The sequence below is a fragment of the Microvirga sp. HBU67558 genome, from assembly GCF_018069605.1.
Taxonomy (GTDB): Bacteria; Pseudomonadota; Alphaproteobacteria; order Rhizobiales; family Beijerinckiaceae; genus Microvirga; species Microvirga terrae.
This window is the reverse complement of the sequence record NZ_JAGPUP010000535.1, coordinates 29558-44915: the sequence shown is the minus strand read 5'-3', so window position 1 is coordinate 44915 and position 15358 is coordinate 29558. Positions and strand designations below refer to the sequence as shown.

The window sequence follows — 15358 nt, the reverse complement described above, 5'->3', positions numbered from 1 at the left end:
TACTGTTCTTCATCGATGAGGACTGTTTAGGGATTGTTTTAGTCCCGCGTAGCGAAAAGCCCGCCTGGTTTCCCAGGCGGGCTTTTCGGCATCTCTGATCGACTCTCCCGCTATCGAACGACCTCCGTGCAGGCTTGATTGCCGTAGGCGTCCACCGTGCATGTCCGCTGCCGGATCGACCCGGTCGTCGCGGCATCGGGGACCACGACGACGCCCGGGGCGTTCTGCATCTTCGCGTTCTGCTCGGCGAGACCACCCGCGATGCCGCCGACCCCGGCGCCGACGACCGCGCCCACCGGACCTCCGACGATGGCGCCTGTCACAGCGCCGGTTGCGACGCCTGCGGCGGTGCCTTCCTGTGCCGAAGCAAGGTGAGGCATGATCAAGAGGGAGGCTGCGGCGATCCCGAAAGCAAACTTACGCATAACTTGATCCTTCATCAGATAATCGTCTGATGGGTAACGCCCCTTTTATGCTTAAGGTTCCAGCATTAGCCTTAGAGCCTTGGCCTAGACTTCGTTGCGGCCGTCGCGCGCTTGATCAATTCTTCCCGAAGCGGATCGGGAAGTTCGATCCCCGTCAGCCGCCAGGTTGTGCCACTCAGGCGCAGGGTGATCTTGAACTGTCGCTCCTTCGGTTCATCGGGCGGGAGCGGGATGGTGACCGAGCGGAAGCCTTGCGATTCCGAAAAGATGAAGGTGCGCCACCCGTTCTCGAGCGACGAAGCATCGAAGCCGACGGGGAAAAAGAGGGCGCCGCGGCCCTGCGGGCCGGCCACCTGCTGCAACTGCCCGTCGTCGAGAAGGTCGATGACGGCTTGCGGCGTGATGAGTTCTTCGAGAACCGGGTTCAGGACGGCGGTGCCGGCCTGTGCGGCAGCCTGCTGGCCAAGTCCGTCGAGGTCCTGGCTCTTCAGGTACTCGCCCAGGATCTGACGGGCCAGGGAAGCGCGGAGCGCATTGAAGTTGACCCGTTCGGTGATCCGACCGATGTCTCGGGCTTCGACGGCCTTCGAGAGATCGTAGAGCGCGACGAAGGGCGAAACCATGAAGATCGCCCAGGCGAGGAAAAGGAGAAAACTGATCCGGAACGTCCAACGCATCGTCTGTCGGTGCCCCTTGATACTCAGGCGATGGCCCAGCGCCCGCCGAGGCGCGAGCGCACGAGGTCCGTTGCGGCGAGCGTCTTATCTGGGCACGAAGGGGGCGAGAAAAAAGGGCGACCTTTCGGCCGCCCTCTCTACGGTGATGGCTCTGAACGGATCAGCCGCGGGCGCGGGCGCGGATCATGAAGGTATCGTAGGCGTATTCCGCCACTTGGAACCAGAGATATTCCTCGTTCCGGAAGCCCTTGACCGCGTCGACGACTTTCTTGAAATCCGCGTTCTTGGCCGAGACCTCGTCGAAGACCTCGTTGGTCGCCTTGTAGGCGGCTTCGAGGATTTCCTGCGAGAACGGACGCAGTTGCGTGCCGGCGCCGAGGAGGCGGCGCAGGGCGGCCGGGTTGCGGGCGTCGTACTTGGCCAGCATGTCGTTGTTGGCATAGGCGGCCGCCGTCGTCAGGATCGCCTGGTACGACTTCGGGAGTTCCTTCCACTTGCCCTGATTGACGAACAGGTGGATCGCCGGGCCTCCTTCCCAGAAGCCCGGATAGTAGTAGTACGGGGCGACTTTCGAGAAGCCGAGCTTCTCGTCGTCATAGGGGCCGACCCACTCGGCGGCGTCGATGGTGCCGCGCTCGAGAGACGGATAGATGTCGCCGCCGGGAATCTGCTGCGGCACGGCGCCGAGCTTCTGCATCACCATGCCGGCGATGCCGGCGATGCGGATCTTCAGGCCCTTCAGGTCGTCGACCGTCTTGATCTCCTTGCGGTACCAGCCGCCCATCTGCACGCCGGTGTTGCCGGCGGGCATGCCGTAGAGGTTGTGCTTGGCATAGAACTCGTTGAGCAGATCGTTGCCGCCGCCCTGATAGAGCCAGGCGTTCATCTGACGGGCGTTCAGGCCGAACGGCGCCGCCGTGCCAAGGGCGAAGGTCGGATCCTTGCCGAAGTAATAGTAGGAGCAGGTGTGCCCCAGCTCGACCGTGCCGTTGCCGACCGCGTCGGCGATCTGCGGCTGCGGGACGATTTCGCCGGCCGCGAAGGGCTGGATCTGGAACTTGCCGTCCGTCGCTTCCGAGACGTATTTCGCGATCACTTCGGCGGCGCCGAAGATGGTGTCGAGGGACTTGGGGAAGCCCGATTGCAGGCGCCACTTGATCTCCGGGCTGGACTGGGCGATCGCCGGGGCGGCCACCGCGGTGGCGGCGGCGCCGACCGTTGCGGCCTGCAGGAACTGACGACGTTTCATTGCTTTTTTTCCTCTCTGGCTCGTGACTTCCGTCACTTGGCGCCACTTGACACTAAATTCGGTTCCCTTCGCAAGAAGCCTGGCGGTACTATCGACTAATGATCTATGCGTCCGCCCCTCAGAGCCTTGATCTTGCTCGGGAAAGACGCAGGGCGCGCCCGTCAGCGCCGGCGCCGGACGGCACCTGGCGCGCGGCGCTTCGTCCAGGACATGATCCGGCGCGGGCCCATGGCGGTTTCGAGGGTCGCCCATGAGACGAAGCCTGGAGCGACGGCAGCGACGACGTCCGGCCGAATGACGGAGCCCCCGGTCTCGCCAGGCGGCTCGGCCCCGTGCCGGCAACGTCCCGCCGCATCGCGCAGGGCAACGCCGAGGTCGGCGCCGTGAAGGTCCGGATCGAACGAGGCAGGGGCGGTCGGGTCGGGCATGCTCATGCCGCGAGGATTAGCACGACCTGCAGCCTATGCAAGGATTTATCGTAACATTATTCGCAGAACAGCCGTCCCCGGCACGGTCCGTCGGGCGGCGGCAGCCGGTCAGGCTTCGGGGGTCGGAGATCCCTTGTCGAAGCTCGACCCCTTCGGGATGCTGAAGACCTCGGCGGCGCAGACCAGGGTGAACAGGGCGACGACGCCGCCGATCTCCGCCAGGCTGACGAGGGCCGAGGGCAGGGCCGAAGAGAGGTCGCCGACATAGACGAATGCGCCCACGACGAGCGCAACAACAGCAGCCCAAAAGATCATGGGCTTCCTCCCGGCAAAGCTTGATGCGCACATATAACGGGCTTGGCATAAAAAAGTTCCTAAAGGTCACGCTGAAAAATTCCTGAATCCCGACGCTCCGGCCGGGGCGAAGCGCCCTATCTGGCGAAGGACCGAGAACCTGTTTCTGAGAGAAGCGCGCATCATGCGGTCCGTCATCGACAGGGTCGTGCCGAACCTCGCCGTTCCGGACCAAACCATCCTGGACGAGGCCCGAGCGGCATCGCGGCGCGGCGAGGATATCCATGCGCGCCTGCTGCGGCGGATCCCGGCCTTCGCGGCGATCGAACAGCGTCCGCCCGACCGCGTCCGGGCCTGTCCGGCGACCCTTCGGATCGCGGCCTTCAACAGCGAGCGTCTCGGGAACCGGCCGGCGACCCGCCTTCTCCTGGAACGGGCCGGCGCCGACATCGCGCTCCTGAGCGAGGTCGATTGCGGCATGGCGCGATCGGGCAACGCGCACAACCTGCGCGATCTCACCGCCGCCTCCGGAGAGGGCTATCTGTTCGGCGCCGAGTTCGTGGAACTCGATCTCGGCGATGCGGGCGAGATGCGCGAGCATGCCGGCGAGCGCAACGTGGCGAGCCTCCATGGCAACGCCATCGTGACCGGCCTCGCCCTGGAGGCGCCGCACCTGATCCCGCTGGAGGAGGGCGGCCTGTGGTTCTCCGGCTTCTCGGGCGCGCAGAGGCGGATCGGCCGGCGCATGGCGCTCGCCGCCCGTATCGGCGATGCGCCGCAGCCCCTCTGGGTCGTGAGCACCCATCTCGAAAGCAAGACCGATCCGGCCGACCGGCAGGCGCAGATCCGCGCCCTGCTGCAGGCGCTCGATGCCCTCGCGCCGGACGCGCCTTGCGTGATCGGCGGCGACTTCAACACCAAGGCGCTGCCGCGGGCCGAGGACGAACTGCATCTCCTCCTCGAGGCGCCGGAGCGCACCGAGCCGCTCTTCGGCGATCTCGCGCGGGCGGGCTTTACCTGGGCAGGCGCCAATCTCGCGCGCCCGACCCAGACGCCGGGGCCGAAGACCAAGCACGAGCCGCCCTTCGGCAAGCTCGATTGGATCGTCGTGCGCGGGCTCGAGGCGGCGAACCCGCGGATCGTCCCGGCCCTCGACCGGGAGGGCAGGGCGGTGTCGGATCACGAGATGATCGCCGTGGATGTCAGGCTCGCCTGACCGGCGATCCCGCCGCTCCGGCCCGCGCCGCCAGCCTCAGAGCAAGCCGCTGGAGATGCCGGCGATCGACCGTTGATCGCCGGCTCGCTGCCCGGCGAGCCCGGCCTCCTCCCGGGCCGGGCGCAGGAGCGCGCGAAGGCGCAGGACATTGACCGGGAGCAGGATGACGTGCAGGGCGAGAACCGGGATGAACGGGCCCATCGCCCCGTAGCCGATGAAGCAGACATTGGCCCCGATGGCCATGACGCGCATGGGCAGCATGGTGCGCTGGGCGAAAGTCGCCAGCGTCAGGCCCGACGCGGCATAACCCATGAGGTCGATCCAGCCCACGATCATGTCCGAGGTCCTCCGATGGTTGCCGCCCTGGCGGCCAGCGGCCGGGGCGCGGCGGCGTCACCGCCGGTCCGGGAACGCCCTGGGGTACGGAACCGAACATTCCTGTGCCCGGCGCCGGGCGTAGTCCTGGCGCTTCCAGACGGTCAGGGTCACGATCAGCACGCAGCACAGGGTGTTGCCGGCGAAGACCGTCGCCATGCGCCAGTCATCCACCACGAGCACCGCGTAGGCCACCGTGGACAGATGGGAGACGCCGAAGAGGGTCCAGGTCGTGTACGAGATGGCGGCCGCGCCCTGCCGGTCTCGGCTGATCTTCACGATCTGCGGCAGATAGGCCAGGATCCTGGCCGTGTTGCACGCGGTGAACACCAGGAGCGCCGCATCGGCGGTCGTGACCGGCATGGTCAATCCGCGACGTGCACGCTGGTGGGGCAGTAGGCGACCACATCGTCGCGCGTGTCCAGGATCCGAGACGCGACCCTGTTGAGGGTCTCGGCGCCGAAGCGCTCGTAGAGCACGGACGCCGCGGAGCGCGGCTCGCTCACGTAGCTGCGCGCCACCAGGTGCAGAGCTGCCGCGCCGTCCCCCGGTCCGAACCGGCTCGCGAAATAGCGCCCCTGGCAGCCGCACCCGGTCCCATCGGCGTCGGCGATGGCGCCGCATTCGCCCTCCACGTCCAACGCCGCCGAACCGGCCATCGCCGGTGGCGCCGCTGCGACCAGGAGGGCGGTGAGGGCCAGGTGTGCATGTCGCATCGGCTGTTCCTTCGCGGTTCCAGTCTGGGATCGGGAAGCCGCCCGCAGGCCGCTCCCGATCCGGAGGATCGAATCGAGGATGAGCGCTCGTGGATCAGGATGAATCGGACGAAACGCGCCGTCCTCCGCCATTTGGCGGAGGGCCGGCGATTCGGCGTCGGTTACGCTGCCAGGATGTGCTCGCGCGCACGTCGTCCACGTCGCCCCGGGGGATTCCATGAAGCCGGACCAAGCCTTCTCGGACCTGATCGGCCGCATCTACGACTGCGCTCTCGATACGTCGGCCTGGCCGGCGGTTCTCGGCGAGATCACGCAGGCCTTCGGCGGTGTCATGGCCGACCTGATGGTCCACGAGCCGTTCGAGCCAAGGCAGATCATCGCGGCGGTCCACAACTGGCCCGACGAACTCGTCGCCAAGGTGCAGGCCAACGTCCACATCAATCCTGCGCTTCCGATCGGTCTGGCCGCCCCGGTCGGGCAGCCCCTCTGCACGACGCGGGATTTTCCGGAACTCCATCGCAGCCGGTTCTGGCGCACCTGCTTCATGGACCGCGGCATCTTCGATTACGTCACGACGCCGCTCACGCGAACGGTGACGAGTTTCGCCACCTGGGGCGTCGTGGGCAGTGAGGCCCGGGGAGCCTTCGGGGACGAGGATCTCGAACTCGCCCGGCTCCTCTCGCCGCACATCAAGCGCGCGGTGGACATCTCCGGCGTCATCGGTCATCGCCGCGTCGAGGCCGGAACCCTGCGCGCGGCCCTCGATGCGCTCGCGATCGCGGCGCTGATCGTCGAGCCCGACGGCACCGTGCTGTTCCGCAACCGGGCGGCCGACCAGGAGCTCGCTTCGCAGAAGCTGCTGCGCGACCACAACGGCCGCTTGGTCGGCGTGACCCCGGAGGCCGTGCGGCTGCTCGGCATGCTCGGATCGTTCAGCACCGGCAGGACGCATCACGGCATTGACGCCTTCCTGACCGACTCGGCGGGACGAACGATGCACGCCACCGGGGCCGCGCTGGACCAGGCCGGGGAGGAGATTGGCAGTCCCATCCTGGTGCTGCTGCGCGAGCCGGAGGCGGCGTTCACGACACCGCTCGCAAGCGCCGCCTCCCTTTATCGGCTCACCATCGGCGAGCTGCAGGTGCTGGGCCAGGTGCTCCAGGGACATACCCTGGCCGACGCCGCCGACATCCTGGGCCTCGCCCGCTCGACGGTGAAGACCCACCTGGAGGGGATCTACCGCAAGACGCAGACGAATCGGCAGGCCGAACTCGTGTCGCGAATCATGAGCCTCGCGTCGCCGCTCGGAGGCCGACGGGACTGACCGGCACCGGGCCGGAATTCACCTGCCGAATGCGGCCATTCCCGACTTGCATGGAACGGAATCGAGGTTTCCCGTTCATTGGCCACTTGTTCTGATTCCGTCCAGGAAACCTGTGACACTATCCTTAAACTCCTGGCCATTCCGGAACATTCGCGAACGCTCCTTGACGTCTCTATCCGGATCATCGCTGGGCTCGTCCCACCTTCGACGTCATCACCGGCCTTGTGCCGGTGATTCCGATCGATTGGAACGTCGAGCCTTTCCGGATCGGGATGGCCGGGACAGGCCCGGCCATGACGGAGGAGGGTGTCGTCACCGGCCCGCACCATCCTCCACGTCATCACCGGCCTTGTCCCGGTGATCCCGATCATCTGGAGCGCCGCGCCTCACCGGATCGGGATGGCCGGTCATGAGGCCCGGCCATCCCGTGGAAGGTCGCAGGAGGAGGAAGGCGGCCTTCTCCAGGAGGGCATACCCCTGTGCCCGATTCCGGACAGGAATTTTCCCCTTGACAGCGCGACGCTCTTAGAGTACAAAACGTGAACACTGACGAAGTGTGAATCAAGCCCCCGCATTCACCGCTCGGTGCAACCTCCGCCGCTCAAGCGCCCCCGCTTGGGCGGTTTTTTATTGGCATGATCCATGGGCCAGAGAATCGACATTTCCGACGAGCAGAAGCAGCAGGCCTGGGAGATCTATGCCCGCCAGCCGGACAAGCATCTGCCGGACATCCAGGCATTCCTGGGCATCTCGTCGAGCAGCTTCGCCCGGAAGCGCGATCTCTGGGGCTGGCCGCCGCGTTATGCCGCGCTGAACGAGAACGCGCTGAGCAAGGCTGCGAAGGACCAGGGCGGAATCGCCGGTCTGCACAAGGCCGCCACGGCGTCCGTCAACGATGCGGCGCGCGCGCTCGCCCAGGCGACCAGGGCGCAGATCGACACGCTCATGGACGAGCAGCGCACCGGACGCGCCAAGGACCACGACAGGACGGCCCGCCGGCTCGCCGCCTATGCCAGAACGCTGGCGGCGGCCCGGGCCCTGCTGCAACAGGAAGGCTCATCGCTCGATGTCACCGAGCCTCGCGATCAACCAAGGCGCAGCCTCCACGAGCTGCGCGACGAACTTGCTCACCATCTTGACCGGGTTATCGCGGAAGAGGAGGCTCGCGGACGCGACGGCATCCTGGTCTGACGACGATTTCGACCAGGTCCTGCGCCATTGGCCGGTCCGCTGCCGGCCCGAGCAGCGCCTGCCGGGGCTCTCCCGCGCGCATGCTCCGTGGTCCGTCTGGCTCATGCTCGGCGGGCGCGGCGCGGGCAAGACCCGCACCGGCGCCGAATGGGTTCGCGGCATCGCCCTCGGGGCTCCCGATTTCGCCCATCAGGCGTCCGGGCGCATCGCGCTGATCGGCGAGACGTTTTCCGACGCCCGCAACGTGATGATCGAGGGGCCGGCCGGAATCCTCGCCGTCCACGCGCGCCATGAGCGCCCCGCGTGGTCGCCGTCCTTGCGCAAGCTCGAATGGGCGAACGGCGCGGTCGCGCAGGTGTTCTCGGCCGAGGATCCGGATTCGCTGCGCGGCCCGCAATTCGATGCGGCCTGGGCGGACGAACTCGCCAAGTGGCGGCACGTGGAGGAGACCTGGGACATGCTGCAGTTCGGCCTGCGCCTCGGGGCGCATCCGCGCCAGATCGTCACCACGACGCCGCGTCCGATCCCGCTCATCAAGCGCTTCCTCGCCGATCCGACCGTGGCGGTGTCGCGCATGCGCACCGCCGACAATGCGGAGAACCTGGCGCCGGTCTTCCTCGACACGGTGATGCGCCGCTATGCGGGCACGCGTCTCGGCCGGCAGGAACTCGACGGCGACATCATCGAGGACCGCCCGGATGCCCTGTGGACGCGCGACATGATCGAAGGCAGCCGCGTTGCGTCGGCACCGCCGCTCGCGCGCATCGTCGTGGCGGTCGATCCGCCAGCCTCGTCGTCGAAGCGGGCGGATGCCTGCGGGATCGTCGCGGCGGGCGTGGACGATGCCGGCACGGCCCATGTGCTGGAGGACGCGACCGCGTCGGGCCTGAAGCCGCCGGACTGGGCCGCGAAGGCGGTGGCGGTCTATCGCAGGCTCGAGGCCGATGCGCTCGTGGTCGAGACGAACCAGGGCGGCGAGATGGCGACCGGCGTGATCCGCGAGGTCGATCCGTCCGTGCCGGTGGTGAGCGTGCGCGCCACGCGCGGAAAGTATCTGCGCGCGGAGCCGGTCTCGGTGCTCTACGCGCAGAACCGCGTGCGCCACGTGGGCGCGCTGCCGGAGCTCGAGGACGAGATGTGCGATTTCGGCCCCGGCGGCCTCACCTCCGGCCGCTCACCCGACCGCCTCGACGCGCTCGTCTGGGCCCTGACGGAGCTGATGCTGCGCGAGCGGCGCGAGCCGCGGGTGCGCGTGCTGTGAGGGGGAGGTTGTCGCGCGAACCCGTCGATCAACCTCCACGTCATCACCGGGCTCGTCCCGGTGATCTCGATCCGAAGGGCGTTGCGCTTCGATCAATCGGGATGGCCGGCACAGGGCCGGCCATGACGTGGGAAGGGTGCGATCGCCGGCCCGAAGCATTCGAAAAAAACGCCCCAGCCGAAGGACGGTGTTCACGCACGCATCGGCCGGGGCGCCGTGACTCCCGTAGGGGCAAGAGATGGAGCCACAGCCGTTAAGGTAAGCGGCGCGCGGCGATGCTCAACGTCTCCTGATGGGGTGAGCCTTTCGGGCGAGCGTGTCTCCAAAGGAGCATGGCGCCGGAACGGACGGGCGCCCGGAGGCGATGCGGGTCCGGCTGCAGGGCCGGGGCGGATGGCAGTCCATCCGTGCCGCTCCGCCCCGCCATCTGCCTCATGCCGTCCCGAATAGGAGAAAGGACGGCCGAGCCCGAGAAACTGTTGGTCGCGCCAGCCGAGGAGGGGGACCCGCTCGGCTGGCGCGTGAATGTCGCCGGAAGCCCCTGCAACGGTCAAAGATTACCGCAGGGTCTGTGACCGTCCAATGACAACCGGGCGGAAACTGCCGCCTTCTTCGGCATCCGCTGCGGAAGTTGTCGCCAGCGTGGAGAACCGGCAGGCATTTCCGTGTCCGTGGGCGTGTCGGCCCTCGGACTCGTCCTGTCGTCACCAGGCTCGTGCCGGCGGTCCCGATCGGAACGGGCCGGCGCTTCACACCATCGGGATGGCCGGCACAAGCCCGGCCATGACGCACCTGCCTCACCCCGTCAGACCATCCCTTCATGCCCCATGCCGGGCAGGAGCTTTTCATGTTCGATCGATTCTTCCGCCGGCCCCGGGCGCCGTCCGAGGCCAAGGCGTCGCGGGTGCAGCGCGCCGTCGCGCTCTATGGGGCGGGGCGCGCCGTGTGGACGCCGCGCGACTATGCGGCGCTCTCCCGCGAGGGGTTCCAGAAGAACGCCGTGGTGCATCGCGCCGTGCGGCTCGTGAGCGAGGCGGCGGCCGCGCTGCCCCTGATGCTCAAGGGCCAGGGCCGCGAGCTTGCCGCCCATCCGCTCCTCGCCCTGCTGGCGCGGCCCAACGCCCGCGAGGGCGGGCAGCGCTTCCTGGAGGGCGTCTACGGCCATCTCATGGTGTCCGGCAACGCCTATGTGGAGGCGGTGAGCGTCGACGGGACGCCGCAGGAGCTCCACGCGCTGCGGCCCGATAGGATGCGCGTGGTGCCCGATGCGGACGGCTGGCCGGCCGCCTACGAATACGCGGTCGGCGCACAGACGATCCGCTTCGCGACCGGCGGCGACGAGGCGCCGTCGCCGATCCTGCACCTCAGCCTGTTCCATCCGGCGGACGACCATTACGGCCTCTCCCCCATGGAGGCGGCCGCGACCGCGCTCGACATCCACAACGCGGCGGGCGCCTGGAACAAGGCGCTCCTCGACAACGCGGCCCGGCCGTCCGGCGCCCTCGTGGTCGGCGGCCCGAGCCTGACGGACCAGCAGTTCGACCGGCTGAAAGGGGAGCTCGAGGCGAACTACCAGGGCGCCGGCAATGCGGGCCGTCCGCTGCTCCTCGAAGGCGGGCTCGACTGGCGGCCCCTGTCGCTCTCGCCGAAGGACATGGACTTCGTGGACGCGAAGGCGGCGGCCGCCCGCGAGATCGCGCTCGCCTTCGGGGTGCCGCCGCTGCTGCTCGGCCTGCCGGGCGACAGCACGCATGCCAACTACGCGGAAGCCAACCGCGCCTTCTACCGCCAGACGGTGATCCCGCTCGTCAAGCGCACGGCGGAATCCCTGGCGCACTGGCTCGGCCCGGCCTACGGCGACGCGCTGACCCTCGAACCCGACCTCGACGCCATCGAGGCGCTCGCCGAGGAGCGCGAGAGCCTGTGGCGCCGCGTCTCGGCGGCGGCGTTCCTGTCGGACGACGAGAAGCGCGAGGCGGTCGGCTACGGGCGCGCGGCTTCGGGGCAGGAGCGGCAACCCTAGAGGGCGCCCGCTCGTCCGTCATCGCCGGGCCCGTCCCGGTGATCCCGATCGTCGGAGGCGTCGTGCCTTTCCGAGCGGGATGGCCGGGACAGGCCCGGCCATGGCGTGGGAGGGTGTGATCACCGCCTCACGCACCCTCCACGTCATCACCGGCCTTGTGCCGGTGATCTCGATGCTGTGAGACGCGGTGCTCTTCGGATCGGGATGGCCGGGACAGGCCCGGCCATGACGTCGTGGAGTGACCGGCAACGGTCGCCGACCTCCCGCCATCTCTTGCAGCGACACGCGGGGACCGCCGCGCCCGCCGCCCGGGCCCGCCGCCTGGACGGCGCCGGCCCTCGGCCCATCCAACGGAGTTCTTTTGCGAGAACAGATCATGAACATGTTCGACCAGATCGCCGAGGCCGTCATCCGGCGCGGGGATCTTGCCCATCTGGCCCTCTTCGTCTGGGCGAGCGGGGCGTCCGCCCTGCTGGCCATGACCCTGCGCGACCTCTTCGCGGCGAACCGCCGGTTCGACGAGTTCGTGCGCGAATTGTCCCTCTTCAACCGCCGTCACTCGGGAGACCTCTCATGACCCGCCCCGCAATCCGCTCGATAGTCCGCCCCACGGTCCGAACGCCGCGCGCGCCGAAGGCGGCGCGGGACGGGCAGTGCCGCCCGGCGCTCGTGTTCCGCGACTTCGTGCGCCAGCTCGAGAAGCTCGATGCGACAGCCGGGACTCCTTCTAGGGTCCTTCGCGGAGCCGTGCGATGAAGCCCGGCACCGCGACGATCCATGAGCGCAAGTTCCTCCCCGAGCCGCCGGGCGCGGTCGATCAGGATGGGGTGTTCGAGGGCTATGCCAGCCTGTTCGGACAGCCCGATCTCGGCAAGGACGTGGTCGTGCCGGGCGCCTTCGCCGAGTCCCTGCGCAGGCGCGGCGCCCGCGACGTGCGGCTGCTATGGCAGCACGATCCGGGCCAGCCCATCGGACGCTGGCTCCGCATCGCCGAGGACCGGCGCGGCCTGCGCGTGCGCGGCAAGCTCAACCTCGCGGTCGAACGGGCGCGCGAGATCCATGCGCTCATGCGCGACGGCGCGGTCGACGGGCTCTCCATCGGGTTTCGCGTCGAGCGCGCCCGCGCCGAGCGTCCCACCGGCCTGCGCCGGCTGGAGAAGCTCGACCTGTGGGAGATTTCCGTCGTGACCTTCCCGATGCTGCCCGACGCGCGGGTCGAAGCCGTGAAGGACGCAAGCCCGGACCTTGCCGCGCGCATCCGCCGGGCGGCACTGCGACTATTGTCCTGAACCTTGTCCATGGGCGCGCGTTAGTTGAACGCCCCCGCGGATGCGGAAGCGGCGGGCCCTTCTTGGACGGGAAGGCGTCGGATCTCCGCGTATCTTGGGAGGTTGTCATGAAGAAGCTTGCTTTCGTCGCGCTGATCGGCCTGGCGGCCGCGGCCTGCACCACCACGGAAGAGCGCGTCGGCGGCGCGGCCGTCGGAGCGGGCGTGGGTGCGGTTGCCGGTCCTGTCGGCGCAGTGGCGGGCGGCGCCATCGGGGCGGCCACCGGACCGACCGTGACCCGCACGGTGCAGAAGAACACCCGCCGTCGCTGAAGCGGCGCGTCGAGACAAGGCCGCCGCGCCAAGCGCCGTCCTGTGGAGCGAGCCCGCTCGCGTCCCGCAGAGCCGGGCGTCTGCGCGCTCCGGACGGTCCTTCGAGACGCCCGCCGCCGAAACCGTTCCCTCACGGGAAATAAACGGGCCCGCCCTCCGGCGGGCCTTTTTCGTTGAAGCCCTTTTTCGAGATCGATTGATTGATATGATTCACGCTCCAGACACCAAAGCCGTATCCGACGACGTCGCCTCGGCGTTCGAGGATTTCGCCCGTGCGTTCGAGGCGTTCAAGGACGCCAACGACACGCGCCTCGCCGAGATCGAGACCAGGCTTTCGACCGACGTGGTGACCGACGAGAAGCTCACCCGCATCGACAGCGCGCTCGACAACGCCAAGCGCCGCATCGACCGGCTCACCCTCGAGCGCGCCCGCCCGCCGCTGTCCGCCGGTCATGACACCGCGCGCGATCCCGCGCAGGCCGAGCACAAGGCCGCGTTCCACGCCTATATCCGGACCGGCGAGGCCTCCGGGCTGAAGCAGCTCGAGGAGAAGGCCCTGTCGGCCGCATCCGGCCCGGACGGTGGCTATCTCGTGCCCGACGCGGTCGAGAGCGAGGTGCTGCGCCGTCTCGCGAGCGTCTCGCCGATCCGCGCCATCGCGTCGGTGCGGGTGATCTCCGGCGGCCAGTACAAGCGCGCCGTCTCGGCCACCGGTCCGGCGACCGGCTGGGTCGGCGAGACCGCGGCCCGTCCGCAGACCGCCAGCCCGACGCTCGCCGAGATGAGCTTCCCGGCCATGGAGATCTACGCCATGCCGGCCGCTACCCAGACCCTGCTCGACGACGCGGTGGTCGATGTCGACCGCTGGATCGCGGAAGAAGTGGAGGCGGCTTTCGCCGAGCAGGAGGGTGCCGCCTTCGTGAGCGGCGACGGCCTCAACAAGCCGAAGGGGTTTCTCTCCGTCGACACGGTCGAGGAGGAGATCTGGCAATGGGGCAAGCTCGGCACGGTGCGCACCGGCGGCGCGGCCTTCCCGGCGGAGAACCCGTCCGACGTGCTGGTCGACCTGATCTATGCGCTCAAGAGCGGCTATCGCCAGAACGCCTCCTTCGTGATGAACCGCAAGACGCAGAGCGCGATCCGCCGGTTCAAGGACGACAACGGCCAGTATCTCTGGGCGCCGCCCGCGAGCCTCGGCCAGACCGCCACCCTGATGGGCTTCCCCGTGGTGGAGGCCGAGGACATGCCGGACATCGCGGCGAATGCATGCGCGGTGGCCTTCGGCGATTTCAGGCGCGGCTATCTCGTGGTCGACCGCACCGGCATGCGCGTGCTGCGCGATCCGTATTCCGCCAAGCCCTATGTGCTGTTCTACACCACCAAGCGCGTGGGCGGCGGCGTGCAGGACTACGCGGCGATCAAGCTGTTGAAGTTCTCCGCTTAGAGCGGCATCCGTTCCACCCGCCACGTCATCACCGGGCTTGTCCCGGTGATCCCGATGCGAAAGGCGCCGAGCCTCAACTTATCGGGATGGCCGGCACAAGGCCGGCCATGACGGTGCGTGGCTGAACCTTCCCCACGTCATCAGCGGCCTCGTGCCGCTGATCTCCATGAAGAGATGCCCCGCGCTCAACACGATCGGGATGGCCGGGACAGGCCCGGCCATGACGGGGAGGGTAGCGCGCGTCAGGCGTTCAATTTCCCGACCAGGCGCTGTTCAGCCCGCTGAGGCCGCGCATGGTCGAGGCGATCCAGCCGAGATGCTCGACGAGCGGGGTGACGGCCGTGAGGCCCCCGCAGGCGCTCGGCTGGCGGCTGCGCAACGGCCCGCTCGACCAGCTCGTGATTCCGTAGAGCAGATAGCCCGTCTGCGTGGCGGCCAGGATCGGCCCGCCGGAATCGCCCCGGCACGCGCCTGCGCCCGCCGTCTCGGCGAGCCGGTCGCGATCCACGACGATCAGCACCCGGTTCGCGACCTCGATGGGGCCGAGCGACACCAGGTTGGTCTGGCGCAGGGTCCGGGCGGTGCCTCTCGCCCGCTCGGTCAGAACGCCGAAGCCCGCGATCGTCACGCCGTCGCCTACGTCGATCCGGCCGGCCTGCGTCGGGTCGAGGGCGAGGAACTCGGGCCCGACCGGCCGATTGAGCTTGAGAAGCGCGAGATCGATGCCGGGCTGCGTGCGCGGCGTCGTGCCGGGCACGAAGGTCGGGTGGATGGCGAGCGCCGCCACGTTGAAGCGCTGCTGCCGGAAGGCGCGGCTGAGCCCCGTCACCCGATAGGCGGCGCGGTCCGTCATGCAATGCGCCGCGGTGAGCACGACATCCGGTGCGACGATCACCCCCGAGCAGAGCTCGCCCGTGGAGCTCTCGATGGAGACCACGGACCGCCGCAACCCGTTCGGATCGCGCGAGGCGGAGCCCTGCAGGATGGCCCAGGCGGGAGTGGCAATGAGGGTGAGAACCGCAAGGGCGAGGGTTGGCAGAGCGCGCATGGGATGATGATGCCGTGAGGGGGGTGAATTTTTCAAGGCAAGATCTGGGCGCTCGCGATGGTTCCGGACGTTTATGAATTTCCCGGG

At 68.5% G+C, this 15358-nt stretch carries 19 protein-coding genes; 10 read left to right on the top strand and 9 right to left on the bottom strand.

What is annotated here, in order from left to right; translation table 11 throughout:
• Positions 1–110: 110 nt before the first annotated feature.
• The 5 genes from KBI52_RS19140 to KBI52_RS19120 all read right to left on the bottom strand — a co-directional run bounded on the left by KBI52_RS19140 (position 111) and on the right by KBI52_RS19120 (position 3094).
• Positions 111–425 (bottom strand): glycine zipper domain-containing protein, encoded by a 315-nt coding sequence (locus KBI52_RS19140; protein ID WP_210272057.1) that lies wholly within the window; start codon positions 423–425, stop codon positions 111–113.
• 71 nt (positions 426–496) lie between these two features.
• Positions 497–1102 (bottom strand): DUF2939 domain-containing protein, encoded by a 606-nt coding sequence (locus tag KBI52_RS19135; protein ID WP_173947018.1) that lies wholly within the window; start codon positions 1100–1102, stop codon positions 497–499.
• A 160-nt stretch (positions 1103–1262) separates the two neighbouring features.
• On the bottom strand, positions 1263–2351 hold the full coding sequence (locus KBI52_RS19130) for a TRAP transporter substrate-binding protein (protein WP_173947017.1): 1089 nt from the start codon (positions 2349–2351) through the stop codon (positions 1263–1265).
• Positions 2352–2512: 161 nt separating this feature from the next.
• Complete coding sequence (locus KBI52_RS19125) at positions 2513–2779, bottom strand: hypothetical protein (RefSeq protein ID WP_210810485.1); 267 nt, start codon at positions 2777–2779, stop codon at positions 2513–2515.
• 108 nt (positions 2780–2887) lie between these two features.
• Complete coding sequence (locus tag KBI52_RS19120) at positions 2888–3094, bottom strand: hypothetical protein (protein ID WP_210810482.1); 207 nt, start codon at positions 3092–3094, stop codon at positions 2888–2890.
• Positions 3095–3257: 163 nt separating this feature from the next.
• Here KBI52_RS19120 and KBI52_RS19115 point away from each other — a divergent pair, with 163 nt between their 5' ends.
• A complete protein-coding gene (locus KBI52_RS19115) occupies positions 3258–4289 on the top strand; it encodes an endonuclease/exonuclease/phosphatase family protein (RefSeq protein ID WP_210810477.1) in 1032 nt (343 codons plus the stop codon).
• Between the two features lie 36 nt (positions 4290–4325).
• Here the strand turns inward: KBI52_RS19115 and KBI52_RS19110 are convergent, their stop codons facing one another.
• Genes KBI52_RS19110 through KBI52_RS19100 form a run of 3 tightly spaced genes read right to left on the bottom strand, consistent with a single transcriptional unit; the run spans position 4326 to position 5380 of the window.
• Positions 4326–4625, bottom strand: a complete 300-nt coding sequence (locus KBI52_RS19110) for a hypothetical protein (RefSeq protein WP_210810467.1) — start codon at positions 4623–4625, stop codon at positions 4326–4328.
• Between the two features lie 57 nt (positions 4626–4682).
• Positions 4683–5027 (bottom strand): hypothetical protein, encoded by a 345-nt coding sequence (locus KBI52_RS19105; RefSeq protein ID WP_173947012.1) that lies wholly within the window; start codon positions 5025–5027, stop codon positions 4683–4685.
• A gap of 2 nt (positions 5028–5029) precedes the next feature.
• Complete coding sequence (locus tag KBI52_RS19100; protein WP_210810462.1) at positions 5030–5380, bottom strand: hypothetical protein; 351 nt, start codon at positions 5378–5380, stop codon at positions 5030–5032.
• 217 nt (positions 5381–5597) lie between these two features.
• Here KBI52_RS19100 and KBI52_RS19095 point away from each other — a divergent pair, with 217 nt between their 5' ends.
• The 9 genes from KBI52_RS19095 to KBI52_RS19055 all read left to right on the top strand — a co-directional run bounded on the left by KBI52_RS19095 (position 5598) and on the right by KBI52_RS19055 (position 14223).
• Entirely contained in the window at positions 5598–6704 is a 1107-nt protein-coding gene (locus tag KBI52_RS19095; RefSeq protein ID WP_210810456.1) for a helix-turn-helix transcriptional regulator, read from the top strand.
• 642 nt (positions 6705–7346) lie between these two features.
• Positions 7347–7895, top strand: coding sequence for a hypothetical protein (locus KBI52_RS19090; RefSeq protein WP_173947008.1), 549 nt, complete (start codon positions 7347–7349; stop codon positions 7893–7895).
• Positions 7896–7998: 103 nt separating this feature from the next.
• Positions 7999–9156: a terminase large subunit domain-containing protein gene (locus KBI52_RS19085; protein ID WP_210810525.1), complete on the top strand. Its 1158-nt coding sequence runs from the start codon at positions 7999–8001 to the stop codon at positions 9154–9156.
• A gap of 847 nt (positions 9157–10003) precedes the next feature.
• Entirely contained in the window at positions 10004–11179 is a 1176-nt protein-coding gene (locus KBI52_RS19080; protein WP_210810451.1) for a phage portal protein, read from the top strand.
• Between the two features lie 376 nt (positions 11180–11555).
• Complete coding sequence (locus tag KBI52_RS19075) at positions 11556–11756, top strand: hypothetical protein (protein ID WP_173947006.1); 201 nt, start codon at positions 11556–11558, stop codon at positions 11754–11756.
• A complete protein-coding gene (locus KBI52_RS19070; protein WP_210810443.1) occupies positions 11753–11935 on the top strand; it encodes a hypothetical protein in 183 nt (60 codons plus the stop codon). The genes KBI52_RS19075 and KBI52_RS19070 overlap by 4 nt, the downstream gene beginning before the upstream one ends.
• Positions 11932–12468: an HK97 family phage prohead protease gene (locus tag KBI52_RS19065; RefSeq protein WP_173947004.1), complete on the top strand. Its 537-nt coding sequence runs from the start codon at positions 11932–11934 to the stop codon at positions 12466–12468. Before KBI52_RS19070 ends, KBI52_RS19065 begins: the two co-directional genes overlap by 4 nt.
• 107 nt (positions 12469–12575) lie before the next feature.
• On the top strand, positions 12576–12779 hold the full coding sequence (locus KBI52_RS19060) for a hypothetical protein (protein WP_173947003.1): 204 nt from the start codon (positions 12576–12578) through the stop codon (positions 12777–12779).
• 205 nt (positions 12780–12984) lie between these two features.
• Positions 12985–14223 (top strand): phage major capsid protein, encoded by a 1239-nt coding sequence (locus KBI52_RS19055; RefSeq protein ID WP_210810440.1) that lies wholly within the window; start codon positions 12985–12987, stop codon positions 14221–14223.
• 250 nt (positions 14224–14473) lie between these two features.
• Here KBI52_RS19055 and KBI52_RS19050 read toward each other — a convergent pair whose 3' ends face one another.
• On the bottom strand, positions 14474–15271 hold the full coding sequence (locus tag KBI52_RS19050; protein ID WP_173947001.1) for a trypsin-like serine protease: 798 nt from the start codon (positions 15269–15271) through the stop codon (positions 14474–14476).
• Positions 15272–15358 lie beyond the last annotated feature (87 nt).

Excerpts from the sequence above, each read along its gene's own strand:
- KBI52_RS19140 (WP_210272057.1), bottom strand. The coding sequence starts at position 425 with ATGCGTAAGTTTGCTTTCGGGATCGCCGCAGCCTCCCTCTTGATCATG.
- KBI52_RS19135 (WP_173947018.1), bottom strand. The coding sequence starts at position 1,102 with ATGCGTTGGACGTTCCGGATCAGTTTTCTCCTTTTCCTCGCCTGGGCG.
- KBI52_RS19130 (WP_173947017.1), bottom strand. The coding sequence starts at position 2,351 with ATGAAACGTCGTCAGTTCCTGCAGGCCGCAACGGTCGGCGCCGCCGCC.
- KBI52_RS19125 (WP_210810485.1), bottom strand. The coding sequence starts at position 2,779 with ATGCCCGACCCGACCGCCCCTGCCTCGTTCGATCCGGACCTTCACGGC.
- KBI52_RS19120 (WP_210810482.1), bottom strand. The coding sequence starts at position 3,094 with ATGATCTTTTGGGCTGCTGTTGTTGCGCTCGTCGTGGGCGCATTCGTC.
- KBI52_RS19115 (WP_210810477.1), top strand. The coding sequence starts at position 3,258 with ATGCGGTCCGTCATCGACAGGGTCGTGCCGAACCTCGCCGTTCCGGAC.
- KBI52_RS19110 (WP_210810467.1), bottom strand. The coding sequence starts at position 4,625 with ATGATCGTGGGCTGGATCGACCTCATGGGTTATGCCGCGTCGGGCCTG.
- KBI52_RS19105 (WP_173947012.1), bottom strand. The coding sequence starts at position 5,027 with ATGCCGGTCACGACCGCCGATGCGGCGCTCCTGGTGTTCACCGCGTGC.
- KBI52_RS19100 (WP_210810462.1), bottom strand. The coding sequence starts at position 5,380 with ATGCGACATGCACACCTGGCCCTCACCGCCCTCCTGGTCGCAGCGGCG.
- KBI52_RS19095 (WP_210810456.1), top strand. The coding sequence starts at position 5,598 with ATGAAGCCGGACCAAGCCTTCTCGGACCTGATCGGCCGCATCTACGAC.
- KBI52_RS19090 (WP_173947008.1), top strand. The coding sequence starts at position 7,347 with ATGGGCCAGAGAATCGACATTTCCGACGAGCAGAAGCAGCAGGCCTGG.
- KBI52_RS19085 (WP_210810525.1), top strand. The coding sequence starts at position 7,999 with ATGCTCGGCGGGCGCGGCGCGGGCAAGACCCGCACCGGCGCCGAATGG.
- KBI52_RS19080 (WP_210810451.1), top strand. The coding sequence starts at position 10,004 with ATGTTCGATCGATTCTTCCGCCGGCCCCGGGCGCCGTCCGAGGCCAAG.
- KBI52_RS19075 (WP_173947006.1), top strand. The coding sequence starts at position 11,556 with ATGAACATGTTCGACCAGATCGCCGAGGCCGTCATCCGGCGCGGGGAT.
- KBI52_RS19070 (WP_210810443.1), top strand. The coding sequence starts at position 11,753 with ATGACCCGCCCCGCAATCCGCTCGATAGTCCGCCCCACGGTCCGAACG.
- KBI52_RS19065 (WP_173947004.1), top strand. The coding sequence starts at position 11,932 with ATGAAGCCCGGCACCGCGACGATCCATGAGCGCAAGTTCCTCCCCGAG.
- KBI52_RS19060 (WP_173947003.1), top strand. The coding sequence starts at position 12,576 with ATGAAGAAGCTTGCTTTCGTCGCGCTGATCGGCCTGGCGGCCGCGGCC.
- KBI52_RS19055 (WP_210810440.1), top strand. The coding sequence starts at position 12,985 with ATGATTCACGCTCCAGACACCAAAGCCGTATCCGACGACGTCGCCTCG.
- KBI52_RS19050 (WP_173947001.1), bottom strand. The coding sequence starts at position 15,271 with ATGCGCGCTCTGCCAACCCTCGCCCTTGCGGTTCTCACCCTCATTGCC.